Origin of the sequence: Parasphingopyxis algicola (genome assembly GCF_013378075.1) — a bacterium.
Taxonomy (GTDB): Bacteria; Pseudomonadota; Alphaproteobacteria; order Sphingomonadales; family Sphingomonadaceae; genus Parasphingopyxis; species Parasphingopyxis algicola.
Genome location: NZ_CP051131.1, coordinates 3,614,085 through 3,629,639 on the forward strand (window position 1 = coordinate 3,614,085; position 15,555 = coordinate 3,629,639).

Below are 15,555 nucleotides of genomic sequence, written 5' to 3' on the forward strand. Positions count from 1 at the left end.
GACACCGGACACCTAACCCCGCTCCTCCATCCGCGCCACGCGCAGCTCAACCCGTTTTAGCTCGCGCAATATCGTCATCAGGTTCATCCGTTCGAAAAACCATTGTTTGACGAAGCCCTGGGCCATCAGCAGGCCGAGAGTGGCGGCGATCCAGATGAAGAGCTGGCGGTCGGTGTCGGCGGTCAGCATCTGCCAGATCGCCACGAACAGCGCGATGCCCAGTATGAAGGCGATGGCGAAAATCAGCTTCGCCCAGCCGCCGAGCGGGCCGGACAGCGTATCGCCGATCTGCGTGAACATGCCGCGATCCGTTTCCAGTTCCTTGAGAAACGCCTCGTCGTCGGCGTCGAGCGCGGCGCGGAGCCTGTCGTCGAATTCGGTCATCAATCTTCTCCTTCTTCCATTTGGCTTGTCGTCATTGCGAGCGTAGCGAAGCAATCCAGAGCAAAGAGCGAGACGCTCTGGATTGCCGCGTCGGCCCGAAACGGGTTCGGGCCTCCTCGCAATGACGGTGTGATTTCATCAAATACCTCATTCCCCCAGCGCCGCCTTCAAACTCTTGCGCGCAGTAAAAATCCGCGATTTCACGGTGCCGAGCGGCACGCCGGTCGCGACGGCAATCTCGTCGAGCTTCAACCGTTCGACGAAATAGAGCGTCGCGGCGATCCGCTGGTCCCCGGGCAGGCTGGCGAATGCTTGGCGCAGCGCGGCCTGGTCCTCGCCGCGCGGGGAGATGGTGGGTCCGTTGGCCTCGGTCAGCTCGTCCGAGCGCGGCCGGTGCGCGGCATGGGCGTTGATCCGGTCCGCGCAGCGGCGGCGCAGAATTGTAAAGGCCCAGCTCGGAAAGCGTGTCGGATCGGTTAATCGATTTATCCCGGCAACGATGCCGAGCCAGCATTCCTGAACCGCTTCGCGCGCCAGCTCGTCATCGCCCGTAAAGCGCCGCGCCGAGCGCAGCAGCCGCGGGTGCCAGCGCGACGCCAGCCGCTCCAGCGCCCGCCGGTCGCCATTCTGGACATGCAGCACGAGCAGCTCGTCATAAACCCGCCCGCTCCGATCCATCCAGAATGCCTCCCGTTACGGGTATAGTGTCGGCGCGGAGGGGGAAAAGGTTCGATTGATGGATAAATGAAGATGCTTTCCGGCTTGATCGAATCAATCGTCGTTCTCGCAAAAAAGCAAAAAGATTGTCAGTGGAGCATTCGATAATTTTTGGGTTTTTTCTATTATATAACAGGTTTTTATAGGATAAACTCTATATTCAGGATAGGTGTGGCAAAAATCATTCAGAGTAGCGGGGAATGTGCAATCATTGACTGTTTTGAAATGATAGCAATATATAATGCGCTCAGGAGTGAAGCTAATGTTGAACAATGTCATCAAAACACCAGGGCGTGCTGTGCCAGTGGCGAAGCCAAAGCGCAGGCCGGTGGATGTTGACGCTGGCTTCAAGAAAGCAATGAAGCGTTACCCGAAGATAATCGCGCGCCTTGCAGAATGAGCCTGATTGGCTAACTGCCGATAACTTGATTGATTTGAACGAGAAGGTCGTCGCGAGTAGCGGCGAACCCTTTCTAGTACGCGATAGCGGCCTATTGGAAGGTGCAGCTGCTCGTCCCAACGCTCTGTGGCATTATGAAGGAGAGGAGGGTGTCGCTGCGCTTGCAGTTCGCCTCATGGTTGCAGTCGCGCAGAACCATCCGTTTGAGCAAGGTAACAAACGTACCGGCTTTATCGGCGCAACGATTTTTCTCGAACAGAATGGCTGGTTTCTCGATATTCCAGACTATGACTATGTCGCCGAGTTGATCGAAGACTAATCAGGAAAGAACGGGCCGAAGCCGAACTGGTTGACTTATTCGAGCAAAATCTGATCGAAGCAATCGACTGAGATTCACGCGAACGAGATAATTTCTCTAGCAATCTCCCGCACCCGCGCCTCGTCGGGAAAATCCTCGGCGATCCACACATCCTCGATTTCGCGAAGCATGATCGCCACCTCGGGCCCGGCTTCCACGCCCATCGCGATCAGCTCGCCGCCCTTGAGCGGCATGTGCGCGGGCGGCGGGTTCGCGGTCAGATGGGCGAGCGCGTCGCCGGTGACGGTATCGTTGGTCGGGCAGAGCAGCAGCCGGTCGATCGCGCCTTCCATCGAGTGGCGATAGGCGAGGGCGCGCGGTTCGGCGGTATCGCCGGGGATGCGCGCGGTGGCCGTGGCGAGGCGCTTGCGCTGGGCGCGCGAGAGCTTGAGCCGGGTGGCGACAGCGGTCGCGGTGTCGGGCTCGGGCGGGAGCAGGGCGGCGAGGCGGCGGACGGGGTCACCGGGCTGGTCGAAGGACTGCTCGCGTCGGATCAGCCTCGCCAGCGCGTCGGCGCTGGCGATCTCCGGCAGCACGGGTGCGAAGATGCCGCGTTCGATCATCAGCACCACCGTGTCCGAGGGATCGGGCAGGGCGAGTATCTTGAGCAATTCGTCGGCGATGCGTTCGCGCGACAGCGCCATCAGGCTCTTGGCGTGTTTTTCCGCCGCGGCGAGGCCGGCCGGGTTGGGCAGGCCTGCGCCGAAGCGCGCATGGAAGCGGAAAAAGCGCAATATCCGCAGATGATCCTCGGCGATCCGCTCGGCGGGCAGGCCGATAAAGCGCACGCGGCGCGCTTCCAGGTCCGCCTCGCCGCCGAAATAGTCGAATATCTCGCCGGACAGCGGATCGGCGGACAGCGCGTTGATCGTGAAATCGCGACGCGCGGCATCTTCCTCCCAATCCTCGCTATATTCGATCGTCGCATGCCGGCCGTCGGTGTCGACGTCGCGGCGCAGGGTCGTCACCTCGATGGGCTTGCCGTCGATGATGGCGGTGACGGTGCCGTGCTTGAGGCCTGTGGGTACGACCTTGATATCGGCCCCCTCGAGGCGCTGCATTACCTCATCGGGCGGGAAAACGGTGGCGCAATCCACGTCCTCGACAGCGATGCCCAGCAGGCTGTCGCGCACCGCCCCGCCGACGAAGCGGACCTTGCCCCGTTCGGCATCGAGCGCCGCCAGCAGCGCGTCCATCCCCGGCCAGTGCCGCCATTCGGAATCGGGCAGCCTCATGGCTGCGCCGCCTTCAGCCGGCGCGAGAGGTTCATGATGATCGAGGCCGTCACGCCCCAGATGCGGCGTTCTTCCCAATACATTTCGTGATAGCGGCGCATGCGTCCCTGCCACTCGATCTCGCGTTCCTCGTAATTCGCCGGATCGAGCAGCGTTTCGAACGGCACTTCGAAAATCGCGGCGACTTCGCCCGCTTCCGGCACGAGATCGATGCCGGGCGGGACAACGCCGATGACTGGTGTGATGTGAAAGCCGGTGCCGGTCAGATAAAGATCGGTGGTGCCGACCAGGTCGACCTTGTGGCGGGGCAGGGCGATTTCCTCCTCGGCTTCCCGCAGGGCTGCGGCGACCGGCCCTCGGTCACCCGGATCGACCTTGCCACCGGGAAAGGCGACCTGTCCGGGATGGCTCGGCAGCGCATCGGTGCGCTGGGTGAGGATGACGGTCGGCGAGGGGCGGTCGACGACCGGGATCAGCACCGCCGCATCGACTGCTGCGCCGCGCGCGCGGATATCCTCGCCGCGAATGTCCGACTCGAACAGGTCGAGATCGAGCGCGTGCGACCGGTCGAGCCGCGTCCGAAGCTGGGTCACGAGACTCATGCGGATGCGCCCCCGGGGGTGAGGGGAAAGAAGGCGCCGTTGCTGGTAATGCCGATCGGGTCGTGCGCGATCGCCCGTTCCATCAGTTCGTAATAGACGGGGCGCGCGAGCAGCGCCCAGAGATTCCTGCGGACATGGAGATAGGGCAGGGCGTCCTCGCCTTCGCCGCGCAGTTCGATGGAATGTTGCGGGCCCGTAATGATAATGTCGCCGGTGTTGAGCCGGAATATCACCTGCTGGCCCGCTTCCGGATCCTCGGCGATTTTCATCTCGACGGCGACAAAGGCCGCATCGTCGACCGCGATCGTCAGTTTCTCACCTGGTGTGACAAGGACATGGCTGCCATCGGCTTCGCGGCGCAGGATCGTCGAGAACAGACGGACTAGGGCGGGGCGGTTGATCGGATCACCTTCATGATACCAGGTCCCGTCGCGCGCGATCCGGATGTCGATCGCGCCTTCGCGCTCGGGATGCCATTTCTCGACCGGCGGCAGGCTTCTGTCCTCCGCCAGTTTCGCGATGGCGTCGAGCGACAGCGATCCAAGATTGTCGGGAGGGGCGGCCATGGGCGTTAGTTAGGCAATCCCTCGCCCGAGCGCAAAAGGTCCGGTCCGAGGCGGCCTTCGGCAGGCCAGTCGTCGCTGCCGGCTATGCGCAGCAATATCCGGTGCGGCTCGACCGGGCCCGGCAAGGTCCAGCCGCCGGCCGGCCCGGGCCGGAAACCGAAGGGTTCGTAATAGTCGGGATCGCCGATCATCATCGCCGACCGGCCGGCCAGATCGAGCCGCTGCGTCACGACCCGCGTCATATGCTTGCCAATACCCTGGTTCTGATGACCGGGATGGACGGCGACCGGGCCGACCATGACGAGTGGCCGATGTTGGCCGTAGGGCGTTTCCAGCCGGATCGGCCAGCTTTGCAGCGATCCCGCGAGCGAGCCGTCGGCCAGCGTAACGAAGGAGAGGTCGCCGACCGGTTCGGTCCCCGCGCGAACGGCATAGGCGGTGCGGCTGAGCCGGTCCGCTCCGAACGCGAGGTCGAGCAGGGTCTCGATCGCATCGGGCGAGACGGCGGAAAGGGGTTGGAGCGTGTTCACGGATATTCGCCGGCGATTGACCTTGCCATTTACCTTGGAGGCCGTGGCGATTAGCGGTTCGCGGGCAAAAGGAAAGCGCGAATCATCTATGGCCAGCCAAATGACCGAGCCGGGAACCGACATGCTGCGGCTCGAGGTGCGCGATGTCGAAGTCATGATTCTGACGGGTATCTATTCGGAAGAAACCAAGTTGCCGCAGCCGCTGCGCATATCGGTGTCGGCCGATATGGAGGCGCGCGACCGGTTCGAACCGGATACGCCGTTGTCGCGTTCCAAAAACTATATGGACCTCAAGCACGCGATGACGGACGCGCTGCCGAAGGATCGTCATTTCACGCTGATAGAGGCGGTGGCCGATCATATCGCCGATACGATCTTCCTGCAGGATAAACGCATCTTGCGCGTGACGGTGGAAATCGTGAAGCTGGCCATCTCGGAAAATGGCGAGGAGATCGGTATCACCATGGTACGGAACAGGCGGTGAGGCTGGCGCTCGTTACGGGTGGGTGCCGCCGCCTCGGCGCGGCGATCTCGGTGCGGCTGGCCGGCGAAGGCTATGCACTCGCGCTGCACGCGTCGCAGGATGCCGATCCCGAACCATCTCTGCTCGCGGCGATCGAACAGGCCGGTGTGCAATGGCAGGGCATTGTCGCGGATCTCTCAGATCCCGTTCAGGCCGAACATCTCGTGGACGCGGTTGCCGACCGTTTCGGGTCCGCCCCGGACCTGCTGGTGAACAGCGCCGCGCAGTTCGGCGGCGATCGCCCGGAAACCGCGACGATGGACACGCTGCTGTCGCATTATGCGATCAATTGCGCCGCGCCTGCCGTCCTGGCCAAATGCTTTGCCGGGCAAACACGCAAGGGCGGTGCGGCGATCGTCAATATCCTCGATCAGCGCATCGCCCATCCGCATAGCGACCAGTTCAGCTATACCCTGTCCAAACAGGCGCTCGCCGGGCTCACCGATATCCTCGCCCGCGAACTCGCGCCCGATATCCGGGTCAACGCCGTGGCACCCGGACTCACGATCCCGACCCCGGATTACGATAGCGAGATGCTGAAACGCACGGCCGATGCCATGCCGCTCGAAAAACTGCCCGCGCCGGCTCAGGTCGCCGACGCGGTCGCCTGGCTTGCCCAGGCCGAAGCCATTACCGGGCAGACTCTGTTCGTGGATGGCGGCGCGCATCTGGAAGCCTTTGCGCGCGATTTTCCGAACCTGTTCGCCGAAGGCTGAGCCCCATCGTCAGCCGCGTTGCCGCGGGCAGGGCCCAAGGTCGTCCATGACCATCCTGTAGTCCGCGCGCGCAACGGCGATCTGGTCGCGATCCAGATTTTCCATGCTGACTTCCGGCAGGCGATCGGGAAGGAAACAGGCGAGGCGATACCAGAGTAGGGTATTGGGAGCCGGCGGCGGCGAAGCGCGCTCGACGATTTCGCTCAGCGAGACCGCCCAACGTGGCTGCTGGTTCGGCCGGCGCAGCACGCTGAGCGAGACCGGGCGCCCGTCGCTCGTCGCCAGAAATATCTGCGTTTCGCTCTCGCCCGGCAGCGTCCCTGGCACGCTGAACGCGTTGGCGACACCGGTCACGATCCCCGGGGCATCGTCCGATGCCGCTTCGGACAGGATATCCCGAATCGTGCGTTCGCGATACTCGCTCCAGTCGAGTTGCGCATCGGGTGCGATCAGCTGCAGCTCGCCGCGGCGACCGGGAACCGGCGCGGCCAGCAGGATGGCCTGCCGGTCGCGGATGCGCGGACGGCGGCCATCCGCATCGCGCGGCACGTCGACAAGGTAGCTGACCCGGGCGGGGACAGCGCTGGCGCTGCGAATCAGGGTCTCCAGTTCGGCTTCGACGTAGAAGCGAACATGATTGCGGGCGACGCCGACGGCCCGCTCCTCGTCCAGCCGGCGCGCGCGGTCGACGCGTGCCAGCGCAACGATTGGCGCGCCCAGCGCAAGGTCGGCCATGTCGGCGTAGCTCAGGTCCGGCCCTTCGGTAAACTCTTGAGATTCCGCGCCATCGACAGCCGCGAAGAGCAGTCCGAAACCCACGATCAAACTGGCAACTTTCGGCATCGAATTCCTCCTTTGGAACAATGGCCCCCGACAATCGTCTTGTATCGTATCTGGCCAAGCGGGTAACTGTTGCGTAACGTGATTGTCGGCGGTAGGGAATCGACGTCCTTTGGATGGTGTTCGCTTCGCGCTGAATAACTGTCCTTTTGCGAAGCCAGATGAACTGGCGCTTTATGGACATCGGGCTTTGGAGGGAGTTTCTTAGTTTAATGGCCTATGCTGATCAGAAGATGAGCTCGCGGAGAGTCGTGGCGATCACAGCCGTTGCGATACTTCACGTTCTTCTCGCCTATGCGCTGATTTCGGGTTTGGCTGTGAAGGTCGCCAGGCAGGTGCAGGAAGACCTCACCGTCTTCGATGTTGAAGACGAACCGCCGCCGCCGGAAGAGGAATTGCCGCCGCCGCCGCCGGAAGTTCCGGTTCCGCCGCCGCCGGTCGTGGTTACGCCGCCGCCACCGGTTGTTATCCAGCGACCGACTGTGGCTCCGCGGCCGCCCGCGCCCCCGCCTCCGGCACCGCCGCCTCCGGCACCGCCGCCGCCGCCGAGCCTCGCACAGGCTGCGCAGCCGCGCGGCAACCCGGGCCGGTGGGTCACGACCGCAGACTATCCGTCGGCGTCGTTGCGCAACGAGGAGCAGGGTTCGGCGAGTTTCCGCCTGACCATCGGCACCAACGGACGCGTCACCAATTGTTCGATCACATCCTCCACCGGATATTCGCGGTTGGATAACGAGACCTGCCGTCAGCTGACGCGGCGAGCCCGGTTCAGGCCGGCGCTCGACAATGCCGGCAACCCGACGACCGGCTCCTACTCCAGCAGTATCCGTTGGGAGATTCCGAACTAACGGTTTCATACATTTTACGAACTTCGGTTCGATTCGAATGCAGCAAATTTATTTGAGAGGAATGTAAATCATGTCTACTGAAGCAGCTGAAGTCCCTGCGGAAAATCCATATGGTCTCCGTGCGGCCTTGGAAGAAGGCGGCATCGTGGCCCAGGCGACCTTTGGTATCCTGGTGCTTATGTCGGCTGCCTCCTGGTATATTCTGTTCACCAAATGGTTCGAGCAGCAGAAGATCCTCAAACAGGGCAAGCGCGCCCGCGAGAATTTCTGGCGGGCCAACAGCCTTCGCGAAGGTGCGGCCAAGCTCGAAAAGAACAGTGCCTATCGGCAGATCGTCGAAGACGGCATCCAGGCCCGCGAACATCATGACCAGCTGACCGATCCGGTCGAAGCGCATGAATGGACTGTCAACGCCCTTCAGCGTTCGGTTGGTTCGATCAATTCGAAGCTCACCGAGGGTCTTGCCATTCTCGCCACGGTTGGTTCGACGGCGCCGTTTATCGGCCTGTTCGGTACGGTGGTCGGTATTTACCGCGCCCTGGTGAAGATCGGCGCGGCCGGTCAGGCATCGATCGATACGGTTGCCGGTCCGGTGGGCGAAGCGCTGATCATGACCGCGCTTGGTCTGATCGTGGCGGTTCCGGCGGTTATGGCCTATAACTGGATGGTTCGCCGCAACAAGGCGGTCAGCGAAGAACTGCAGAAGTTCTCGAACCAGATTCACGGTTACATCGTGTCGGACGGCAAGGTTAAGCCGGCGGCTCCGGCCGCGGCTGCGGGCAAGGCTCCGGCTGCCAAGGCGACCACCACGGCCGCCAAACCTGCGACCAAATCGTAATCTGTATCGGGGCGGGAGCCGAGCGGCGCCCGCCCCGTCAATGCACGGCGCGAACGCGTCGGTTTGGTTAGAGTTTAGGATAGGATCGATTCCATGGGAATGAATGTTGCACCTTCTGAGGGCGAGGGCGGCGAAGAGGCGATGTCGGAGATCAATGTCGTCCCGCTTACGGACGTCATGCTCGTGTTGCTCATCATCTTCCTGATCGCGGTGCCCGTTGTGATCCAGACGGTCGAGGTGAACCTGCCTTCGGTTCGTCTCCTGCCGACGACGACCAAGCCGGAAAATGTCTCGCTGTCGATCAGAGCCGCCGATGATGGCGCCTGCGAAGTGTTCTGGGGCATGAGCCGAGTGAATTCCAACGAGATGCTGACCCGCGCCATCCAGCATATCGAGGACGAAATCGAACGGTTCGGCGGCGCTGAGAATATGACCGAAGACGATCTTCCGGAAGTGCATATCCGTGGCGACGTCAATACGCCGTGGCGTTGTATCGGCGGTCCGATCTTCGTGATGCAGCAGGCGGGTTTCACGCGGGTGGGCTTCATTTCGGAGCCGGCGCCGGGCGTCGGCATTCAGCGCCTATAGTGCAGACGGTTTTAGGAGTAGTATGACATGGGTGGAAAAGTAGGACCTGCCGCCGGCGAAGACGATCCGATGATCGACATCAACACGACGCCGCTGATCGACGTCCTGTTGGTGCTGCTCATCATGTTCATCATCACCATCCCGATCCAGACCCATGCGGTGAAGATCGACCTGCCGGTTGCCGATGACAGCGATCCGCCGGATGATGCGATCGATCCGGTCAAGAACGAGGTCTATATCTCGCCGACCGACCAGATCCTATGGAATGGCGAGCCGGTCACCCGGCAGACGCTGCGCCAGTATCTGGACATTACGGTGACGATGAATCCGGTGCCCGAGCTGCATATGTTCCCGGACGCCCAGGCACGTTACAACACGGTGGACGAGGTACTCGCCATCACCCGCCGTGCCCAGGTGTCCAATATGGGCTTTATCGGCAACGATCAGTATCGCCAGTTCTAGGGCGAATATCTCTCGAATAGGAAACGGGGCGGGCCGCATGCGGTCCGCCCTTTTCTTTTGTCCTGACGACACGGGCGCCGGGCCGATCGAATACGCGTCTCGGCCGCATGACCGGATGGCATCGGGAGCCTGATACCGACTTGCGCGCATTTTCCGGTCGGTACGCGGCAGGTCGGCGACGGCCGATCCGGCAGACGGCAGGTCTTCAGGCGGCGCTGCTTTCGAACTGCAGCTGGGCGAGGCGCGCATAAAGGCCGCCCTGGCCGGTCAGCGCCGTATGATCGCCCTGTTCGACGATCCGCCCACCGTCCATCACGATGATCCGGTCGGCGGAGCGGACGGTCGCGAGCCGGTGCGCGATGACGATCGTCGTCCGGTCCTTCATCAGCCGCTCCAGAGCCTGCTGAACCAGTCGCTCGGACTCGGCATCGAGCGCCGAGGTGGCCTCGTCGAGCAGCAGCAGCGGCGCGTCGCGGAGCAGCGCTCGGGCAATCGCCAGTCTCTGACGCTGGCCGCCGGATAGCCGGGCGCCGCCTTCGCCCAGATAGGTGTCGAGACCCTCGGGCAGTTCGCGGATAAACTGCGCCGCGTTAGCGGCTTCTGCCGCTGCCCAGAGCGCATCGTCGCTCGCTTCCCAGTCGCCATAGCGGAGATTGTCGCGGGCCGAGGCGGCGAATATGACGGTGTCCTGCGGAACCATCGCGATCCGGTTCCGGATGTCCGCCGGATCGGCCTCGCGCAGGTCGACGCCATCCAGTGTGATTCGGCCCTGTTGCGGGTCGTAGAAGCGCTGGGCCAGCTGGAACAGCGTGGACTTGCCCGCCCCGGACGGGCCAACCACGGCGACGAGTTCGCTGGGTTCGATCGCGAGGCTGAAATCCGCCAGTGCCGGGGTTTCGAGCCGTGTGGGATAGCGGAACGTGACATCGTCGAAATGCAATGCGCCCCGGGCGGGCTCCGGCAGCTTTTTCGGATTGTCGGGCGGCCGAATTTCCGGGACTTCGCGGAGCAGTTCGCTGAGCCGGCCGGCGGCACCGGCGCCGCGCATCAGCTCGCCATATACCTCGGTCAGCGCGCCGAATGCGCCAGCCACGATCATGCCCGTCAGCACGAACGCCGCGACCGCGCCACCGCTGATCTGGTCGTTGATGACGTCGGACGCCGCCTGCCAGAGCACCATGGTGATGGCGCCGAAGATCAGGGTGATGACGATCGCCGTCATGACCGAGCGGATGACGATCCGGCGCCGCGCGGTGGCAAAGGCGCTCTGGACGGCCGCATCGAACCGGTCGCCTTCGCGCCGCTCCTGCCCGAACGCCTGAACGATCTTCATTGCGCCCAGCGTTTCGGCGATCATCGCGCCGACATCGGCGATCCGGTCCTGGCTGTGGCGGGACACGTTGCGCAGCTTGCGCCCGAGGATCACGATCGGCCCGATTGCCAGCGGGATGCCGAGCAGCATCATCAGGGCCAGCTTGGGCGACAGCGTCAACAGGTAGATGATCCCGCCGATGCCCATAACGATATTGCGCAAGGCCACGGAAATGGTCGTGCCGACGATCATCTCGATCACCGACGTGTCGGACGTCATCCGCGAGGCGATCTCGGACGGGCGGTTTTCCTCGAAATATTTGGGATCGAGCGCGAGCAGGTTCCGCTGCACGGCGACGCGCAGGTCGGCGACCACCCGTTCGCCGAGCCAGGACACGAAATAGAAGCGGGCGGCCGTCGCCAGCGCCAGGACGACGACGATGAAGAACAGATAGTAGAAATATTGCGAGATATCGCCGCCCGTGCCGCTGAATCCCTGATCGATCACACGCCGGAATCCGTCGGGAATGGCCAGCGTCGCCGCCGCGGCGACCAGCAGCGCGATCCCCGCGCCGACGATCCGCATCGGATAGCGGATCGCGAAGCGCCAGATCAGCGCGAGGTTGCCGAGATTGCGGGATTTGGGCGTATCGGTGTCGGTGTCTGCCATGGCGACCGCCTAGCAGCGCCGCCCGGGGGGCTCAACACGGGACATTGGGAATTGCTGCATTGCAACGCGAGGTCAAACAGGCCTAGAACACTCCCGAGAGCGGCCAACGCGCCGCACATGCGGGGAAATTGATGCTTTACAACATGTACGAGATGCAGCGGTCGATGCTGGCCAGCGCCAGCGCGATGGCCGGATGGAGCGCCGAAATGCTCCAAAACCCCGCAAATCCCTTTTCCTATGCCGGTATGGGCCCGATCGTCGCCTCGGCCCTCGACGTTTTCTCCCATGCTTCCGCGCCGCGCGGCAAACCCGTTTTCGGTATCGACTCCGTCGAGATAGACGGCGCCATGGTTCCGGTTTCGGTCGGCATCGAGGCGCGCAAGCCGTTCGGCCAGCTCAAACATTTCGAGAAGGAAGGGGTTTCGGGTCAGCCGAAACTGCTGATCGTGGCGCCGATGTCCGGTCATTATGCGACGCTGCTCCGCGATACGGTCGAGCGGATGCTCCCCGGGCACGATGTCTGGATCACCGACTGGCGCGACGCCAAGACCGTCCCGCTCTCGAACGGCCATTTCGATCTCGACAGCTATATCGACTATCTTGTCGAATTTCTCGAGCATATCGGGCCCGGCGCCCATATGCTGGCGGTCTGCCAGCCGTCCGTGCCCTGCTATGCCGCCGCGGCGCTGATGTCGGCGGACGAGCATCCGGACCGGCCGCGCACGCTGACCATGATGGGCGGACCGATCGATACGCGCGAAGCGCCGACCGCGGTCAACACGCTGGCGACGCAGCGGCCGCACACCTGGTTCGAACAGAATGTTATCGCGACCGTTCCGCTCTATTATCCGGGCGCCGGCCGCAAGGTTTATCCGGGCTTTCTGCAGCTTGCCGGCTTCATGTCGATGAATCTCGGCAATCACATGATCAGCCATTGGGAAATGTTCAAACATCTGGTCGAAGGCGACGGCGACAGCGCCACTGCGACCAAGGAATTCTACGACGAATATCGTTCGGTTTGCGACATGACCGCCGAATTCTATCTGCAGACGGTCGATGTCGTGTTCCAGACCCATGCGCTTCCGCGTGGCGAGTTCCGGCACAAGGGCAAGCTCATCGATCCCCATGCGATCGTCGATGTCGCGATGCTGGCCATCGAAGGCGAGCGCGACGATATTTCCGGCCTCGGCCAGACTAAGGCTGCGCTCACCCTGTCATCGGAGCTGCCTGCCAAGAAGCAGAAATATTATATGGCGCAGGAAGTCGGCCATTACGGCATTTTCCACGGCCGCAAATGGCGCGAAAAGACCGCCCCCGTTGTCGAGGACTGGATTGCCGAACACGACGGCTGATTGAAACTCTTTGAACTCTTGTAACTATCTCAATAGTAACAATGGGATACCGAGTAACACAAACAACCAATATGCCGGTAGCCAATCCTTAAATGCGCGCCATCCCAAGCCGGGACGACGAGCAAAGCGGAAAAGTTGATAGATCGAGGCCGGTAGCCAGAGTGCTCGCACAAGCCAACGACCGGTGGGCGATCTCAGGTATCCTGGCCGATTGTATGCTGGTTCTTGTTGATCACGGAAGACTTTGAAGCCGCCCGCAATCAAATATGCTGCAAAGATCAAGATCCAGATCCAGAAGATCACCTGCTTGATCTATAGAACTTCGAACAGTCCCGCTGCGCCCATGCCGCCGCCGACGCACATGGTGACGACGACATATTTGGCACCGCGGCGCTTCCCTTCGATCAGCGCATGACCGGTGCAGCGTGCGCCCGTCATGCCATAAGGATGACCGATCGAGATCGAGCCGCCATTGACGTTCAGGAGGTCGTTGGGGATGCCAAGCGTATCGCGGCAGTAGAGAACCTGCACGGCGAAGGCTTCGTTCAGCTCCCACAACCCGATATCGTCCATCTTGAGATCGAACCGCTCGAGCAGCTTCGGAATTGCGAAGACCGGGCCAATGCCCATTTCGTCGGGCTCGGTGCCGGCGACCGCCATGCCGACATAGCGGCCGAGCGGGGTCAGGCCCTTTTTCTCGGCGACCGAGGCTTCCATGACGACGCTGGCCGACGATCCGTCCGACAACTGCGAGGCGTTGCCCGCGGTGATCGTCATGTCCGGGCCCATAACCGGTTGGAGGCCCTGCAGGCCCTCTAGCGTCGTCGAGGGGCGGTTGCCCTCGTCCTGCGAGAGCGTGACCTCTTCCTGGCTGGTTTCGCCCGTCGCCTTGTCGACGACGATCTTGGTCGTGGTCGTGGCGACAATCTCATCGTCGAACTTGCCGGCTTCCTGGGCAGCGGCCGTGCGCTTTTGCGATTCCAGCGAATATTCGTCCATCGCCCCGCGGCTGATATCGTAGCGCTTGGCAACCGTCTCGGCGGTCTGCAGCATCGGCATGTAGACGTCCTTGTGCATCGCCACGAGTTCTGGGTCGGGCTGGACGCGCATTTCCTTGGTCTGGACGAGCGAGATCGATTCCAGCCCGCCGGCGACGACGACATCCATGCGGTCGACGATCACCTGCTTCGCGGCGGTCGCGATCGTCATCAGGCCCGACGAACATTGCCGGTCCATCGTCATGCCCGACACGGTCACCGGAAGGCCCGAGCGCAGTGCGATCTGCCGGGCGACATTGGTGCCGGTCGAACCCTGCTGCAGAGCGGCGCCCATGATGCAGTCATCGACTTCGCCGCCCTCAATACCGGCGCGCTCGACCGCCGCCTTGACCGCGAAGCTGCCGAGCGTCGGGCCCTGCGTATTGTTGAAAGCGCCGCGATAGGCTTTGCCGATCGGGGTGCGGGCGGTGGAAACGATAACTGCATCACGCATGGTGAAACTCCTTGTAGAAGAGGATGTGGTCAGGCCGGGATCGGCGGTGTGCCGGGTTCCGGCGGTATGTCAAAAGTCCCGATGATAAGGGCGACGCCCTGATAAAAACCAACCAGCTGGACGATTTCGAGCAGCTGCTCCGACGAGAAATGCGCGGAAATCCGGGCAAATTCTTCATCATCGAGATGGCGGCGATCGATCAGGATATCAACCGTCGCGATCAGCGCGGCATCGGCGTCCGACCAGCCGGCTGATTCAGCATCCTTTTTTGCCAGCGCCTCGAGCTGGTCGGCATCGATATCGCAGCGCTCGGCGAACAGCGCGGCGTGCATGCCCCACTCATAATGCGCGCCGATTCGCGCCGCGGTCCGGAAGATCGCCAGCTCGCGCTCGCGCATCGGCAGCGGCCCCTTGTCGAGCAGGGATCCGCCGGCGAACTTCTGCCAGGCGCGTTCGGACGTGCCGATGATGCGGAACAGCATCGGCGCTTCGCCGCCTTCGGGCGTCAACGCATCGAGAGCCGGGGCGAGCGCCTCGGGATAGGGACGGGTCAGAGGCGCGATCCGTGTCATGTGAAGAACTGGCTGATCCATTCGGCGATCAGCGCAGGCTTGTCTTCGCCTTCGATCTCGACCGTGAATTCCAGCGTCTGCTGATACTGGTTCGGACGTTTTTCGGTGAGTTCGAGCAGCTTGAAATGGCCGCGCACGCGCTTGCCCGACTTTACCGGGGCCAGAAAACGCGTTTTGTTGCCGCCATAATTGACGCCCATCTTCACGCCTTCGGGGCGCGGGCAGTCGGATTTCGCCATCATGACCGGGAAGAGGGACAGCGTCAGGAAGCCATGCGCGATGGTCGTGCCGAACGGAGTCATCTTGGCGGCTTCTTCATTGACATGGATGAACTGGTGATCGCCCGTCGCGTCGGCGAACTTGTTGATCATCTCCTGATCGACCGTGATCCATTCGGACGTGCCGAGATTCTGCCCGACCATGTTCATCATTTCGTCAATGCTGACGGTGCTCATATCCATTTCCTCTTTTCATATTTCTGCTAAATAGCGGCGGCTTCCCGGCCATAGTGCGAGAGTATAGTGGAAGCCAATTCCTCGAACCGCAAGGCCC

At 62.4% G+C, this 15,555-nt stretch carries 19 protein-coding genes; 8 read left to right on the forward strand and 11 right to left on the reverse strand.

Going from position 1 to position 15,555, the window contains the following annotated elements; translation table 11 throughout:
- Positions 1 to 12 precede the first annotated feature (12 nt).
- Together HFP57_RS17610 and HFP57_RS17615 are read right to left on the reverse strand one after the other, a co-directional pair.
- Complete coding sequence (locus tag HFP57_RS17610; RefSeq protein ID WP_176871016.1) at positions 13 to 384, reverse strand: DUF6768 family protein; 372 nt, start codon at positions 382 to 384, stop codon at positions 13 to 15.
- Between the two features lie 147 nt (positions 385 to 531).
- Positions 532 to 1,062 (reverse strand): RNA polymerase sigma factor, encoded by a 531-nt coding sequence (locus HFP57_RS17615; RefSeq protein WP_176871017.1) that lies wholly within the window; start codon positions 1,060 to 1,062, stop codon positions 532 to 534.
- A gap of 428 nt (positions 1,063 to 1,490) precedes the next feature.
- On the opposite strand from HFP57_RS17615, the gene HFP57_RS17620 reads away from it, so the two are divergent.
- Positions 1,491 to 1,820 carry a type II toxin-antitoxin system death-on-curing family toxin gene (locus HFP57_RS17620; RefSeq protein WP_176871018.1) on the forward strand — a complete coding sequence of 110 codons (330 nt, stop codon included), beginning with the start codon at positions 1,491 to 1,493 and terminating at the stop codon, positions 1,818 to 1,820.
- A 74-nt stretch (positions 1,821 to 1,894) separates the two neighbouring features.
- Here HFP57_RS17620 and HFP57_RS17625 read toward each other — a convergent pair whose 3' ends face one another.
- From HFP57_RS17625 to HFP57_RS17640, 4 genes are read right to left on the reverse strand one after another with little or no spacing between them, the layout of a single operon-like run.
- Positions 1,895 to 3,094 (reverse strand): CCA tRNA nucleotidyltransferase, encoded by a 1,200-nt coding sequence (locus HFP57_RS17625; RefSeq protein WP_176871019.1) that lies wholly within the window; start codon positions 3,092 to 3,094, stop codon positions 1,895 to 1,897.
- Positions 3,091 to 3,696 (reverse strand): CoA pyrophosphatase, encoded by a 606-nt coding sequence (locus HFP57_RS17630; protein WP_176871020.1) that lies wholly within the window; start codon positions 3,694 to 3,696, stop codon positions 3,091 to 3,093. The genes HFP57_RS17625 and HFP57_RS17630 overlap by 4 nt, the downstream gene beginning before the upstream one ends.
- Positions 3,693 to 4,262, reverse strand: a complete 570-nt coding sequence (locus HFP57_RS17635; protein WP_176871021.1) for a DUF1285 domain-containing protein — start codon at positions 4,260 to 4,262, stop codon at positions 3,693 to 3,695. Before HFP57_RS17635 ends, HFP57_RS17630 begins: the two co-directional genes overlap by 4 nt.
- Positions 4,263 to 4,267: 5 nt before the next feature.
- Positions 4,268 to 4,792, reverse strand: coding sequence for a GNAT family N-acetyltransferase (locus HFP57_RS17640; RefSeq protein ID WP_246263225.1), 525 nt, complete (start codon positions 4,790 to 4,792; stop codon positions 4,268 to 4,270).
- A 100-nt stretch (positions 4,793 to 4,892) separates the two neighbouring features.
- Here HFP57_RS17640 and HFP57_RS17645 point away from each other — a divergent pair, with 100 nt between their 5' ends.
- Positions 4,893 to 5,276, forward strand: coding sequence for a dihydroneopterin aldolase (locus tag HFP57_RS17645; protein ID WP_176871023.1), 384 nt, complete (start codon positions 4,893 to 4,895; stop codon positions 5,274 to 5,276).
- Positions 5,273 to 6,031 (forward strand): SDR family oxidoreductase, encoded by a 759-nt coding sequence (locus HFP57_RS17650; RefSeq protein WP_176871024.1) that lies wholly within the window; start codon positions 5,273 to 5,275, stop codon positions 6,029 to 6,031. Before HFP57_RS17645 ends, HFP57_RS17650 begins: the two co-directional genes overlap by 4 nt.
- A gap of 9 nt (positions 6,032 to 6,040) precedes the next feature.
- Here HFP57_RS17650 and HFP57_RS17655 read toward each other — a convergent pair whose 3' ends face one another.
- A complete protein-coding gene (locus tag HFP57_RS17655) occupies positions 6,041 to 6,874 on the reverse strand; it encodes a hypothetical protein (protein ID WP_176871025.1) in 834 nt (277 codons plus the stop codon).
- Positions 6,875 to 7,083: 209 nt separating this feature from the next.
- Here HFP57_RS17655 and HFP57_RS17660 point away from each other — a divergent pair, with 209 nt between their 5' ends.
- From HFP57_RS17660 to HFP57_RS17675, 4 genes are all read left to right on the forward strand, one after another.
- Positions 7,084 to 7,719, forward strand: coding sequence for an energy transducer TonB (locus HFP57_RS17660; protein WP_176871026.1), 636 nt, complete (start codon positions 7,084 to 7,086; stop codon positions 7,717 to 7,719).
- A gap of 70 nt (positions 7,720 to 7,789) precedes the next feature.
- Positions 7,790 to 8,557 (forward strand): MotA/TolQ/ExbB proton channel family protein, encoded by a 768-nt coding sequence (locus tag HFP57_RS17665; RefSeq protein ID WP_176871027.1) that lies wholly within the window; start codon positions 7,790 to 7,792, stop codon positions 8,555 to 8,557.
- Between the two features lie 93 nt (positions 8,558 to 8,650).
- Positions 8,651 to 9,145, forward strand: coding sequence for an ExbD/TolR family protein (locus HFP57_RS17670; protein WP_176871028.1), 495 nt, complete (start codon positions 8,651 to 8,653; stop codon positions 9,143 to 9,145).
- 27 nt (positions 9,146 to 9,172) lie between these two features.
- On the forward strand, positions 9,173 to 9,607 hold the full coding sequence (locus HFP57_RS17675) for an ExbD/TolR family protein (protein ID WP_176871029.1): 435 nt from the start codon (positions 9,173 to 9,175) through the stop codon (positions 9,605 to 9,607).
- 205 nt (positions 9,608 to 9,812) lie between these two features.
- Here the strand turns inward: HFP57_RS17675 and HFP57_RS17680 are convergent, their stop codons facing one another.
- Positions 9,813 to 11,588, reverse strand: coding sequence for an ABC transporter transmembrane domain-containing protein (locus tag HFP57_RS17680; RefSeq protein WP_176871030.1), 1,776 nt, complete (start codon positions 11,586 to 11,588; stop codon positions 9,813 to 9,815).
- A 131-nt stretch (positions 11,589 to 11,719) separates the two neighbouring features.
- On the opposite strand from HFP57_RS17680, the gene HFP57_RS17685 reads away from it, so the two are divergent.
- Positions 11,720 to 12,940, forward strand: a complete 1,221-nt coding sequence (locus HFP57_RS17685) for a polyhydroxyalkanoate depolymerase (protein ID WP_176871397.1) — start codon at positions 11,720 to 11,722, stop codon at positions 12,938 to 12,940.
- A gap of 312 nt (positions 12,941 to 13,252) precedes the next feature.
- Here HFP57_RS17685 and HFP57_RS17690 read toward each other — a convergent pair whose 3' ends face one another.
- From HFP57_RS17690 to HFP57_RS17700, 3 genes are read right to left on the reverse strand one after another with little or no spacing between them, the layout of a single operon-like run.
- Entirely contained in the window at positions 13,253 to 14,431 is a 1,179-nt protein-coding gene (locus HFP57_RS17690) for an acetyl-CoA C-acyltransferase (protein ID WP_176871031.1), read from the reverse strand.
- Between the two features lie 29 nt (positions 14,432 to 14,460).
- A complete protein-coding gene (locus HFP57_RS17695; RefSeq protein ID WP_176871032.1) occupies positions 14,461 to 15,003 on the reverse strand; it encodes a carboxymuconolactone decarboxylase family protein in 543 nt (180 codons plus the stop codon).
- Positions 15,000 to 15,458 carry a MaoC family dehydratase gene (locus HFP57_RS17700; RefSeq protein ID WP_176871033.1) on the reverse strand — a complete coding sequence of 153 codons (459 nt, stop codon included), beginning with the start codon at positions 15,456 to 15,458 and terminating at the stop codon, positions 15,000 to 15,002. The genes HFP57_RS17695 and HFP57_RS17700 overlap by 4 nt, the downstream gene beginning before the upstream one ends.
- Positions 15,459 to 15,555: the final 97 nt, after the last annotated feature.

Bases quoted from the DNA above. Each gene is read 5' to 3' on its own strand.
- HFP57_RS17655 (WP_176871025.1), bottom strand. From the start codon at position 6,874: ATGCCGAAAGTTGCCAGTTTGATCGTGGGTTTCGGACTGCTCTTCGCG.
- HFP57_RS17700 (WP_176871033.1), bottom strand. From the start codon at position 15,458: ATGAGCACCGTCAGCATTGACGAAATGATGAACATGGTCGGGCAGAAT.
- HFP57_RS17675 (WP_176871029.1), top strand. From the start codon at position 9,173: ATGGGTGGAAAAGTAGGACCTGCCGCCGGCGAAGACGATCCGATGATC.
- HFP57_RS17630 (WP_176871020.1), bottom strand. From the start codon at position 3,696: ATGAGTCTCGTGACCCAGCTTCGGACGCGGCTCGACCGGTCGCACGCG.
- HFP57_RS17660 (WP_176871026.1), top strand. From the start codon at position 7,084: ATGGCCTATGCTGATCAGAAGATGAGCTCGCGGAGAGTCGTGGCGATC.
- HFP57_RS17690 (WP_176871031.1), bottom strand. From the start codon at position 14,431: ATGCGTGATGCAGTTATCGTTTCCACCGCCCGCACCCCGATCGGCAAA.
- HFP57_RS17665 (WP_176871027.1), top strand. From the start codon at position 7,790: ATGTCTACTGAAGCAGCTGAAGTCCCTGCGGAAAATCCATATGGTCTC.
- HFP57_RS17610 (WP_176871016.1), bottom strand. From the start codon at position 384: ATGACCGAATTCGACGACAGGCTCCGCGCCGCGCTCGACGCCGACGAC.
- HFP57_RS17695 (WP_176871032.1), bottom strand. From the start codon at position 15,003: ATGACACGGATCGCGCCTCTGACCCGTCCCTATCCCGAGGCGCTCGCC.
- HFP57_RS17685 (WP_176871397.1), top strand. From the start codon at position 11,720: ATGCTTTACAACATGTACGAGATGCAGCGGTCGATGCTGGCCAGCGCC.
- HFP57_RS17680 (WP_176871030.1), bottom strand. From the start codon at position 11,588: ATGGCAGACACCGACACCGATACGCCCAAATCCCGCAATCTCGGCAAC.
- HFP57_RS17615 (WP_176871017.1), bottom strand. From the start codon at position 1,062: ATGGATCGGAGCGGGCGGGTTTATGACGAGCTGCTCGTGCTGCATGTC.
- HFP57_RS17625 (WP_176871019.1), bottom strand. From the start codon at position 3,094: ATGAGGCTGCCCGATTCCGAATGGCGGCACTGGCCGGGGATGGACGCG.
- HFP57_RS17645 (WP_176871023.1), top strand. From the start codon at position 4,893: ATGACCGAGCCGGGAACCGACATGCTGCGGCTCGAGGTGCGCGATGTC.
- HFP57_RS17635 (WP_176871021.1), bottom strand. From the start codon at position 4,262: ATGGCCGCCCCTCCCGACAATCTTGGATCGCTGTCGCTCGACGCCATC.
- HFP57_RS17670 (WP_176871028.1), top strand. From the start codon at position 8,651: ATGGGAATGAATGTTGCACCTTCTGAGGGCGAGGGCGGCGAAGAGGCG.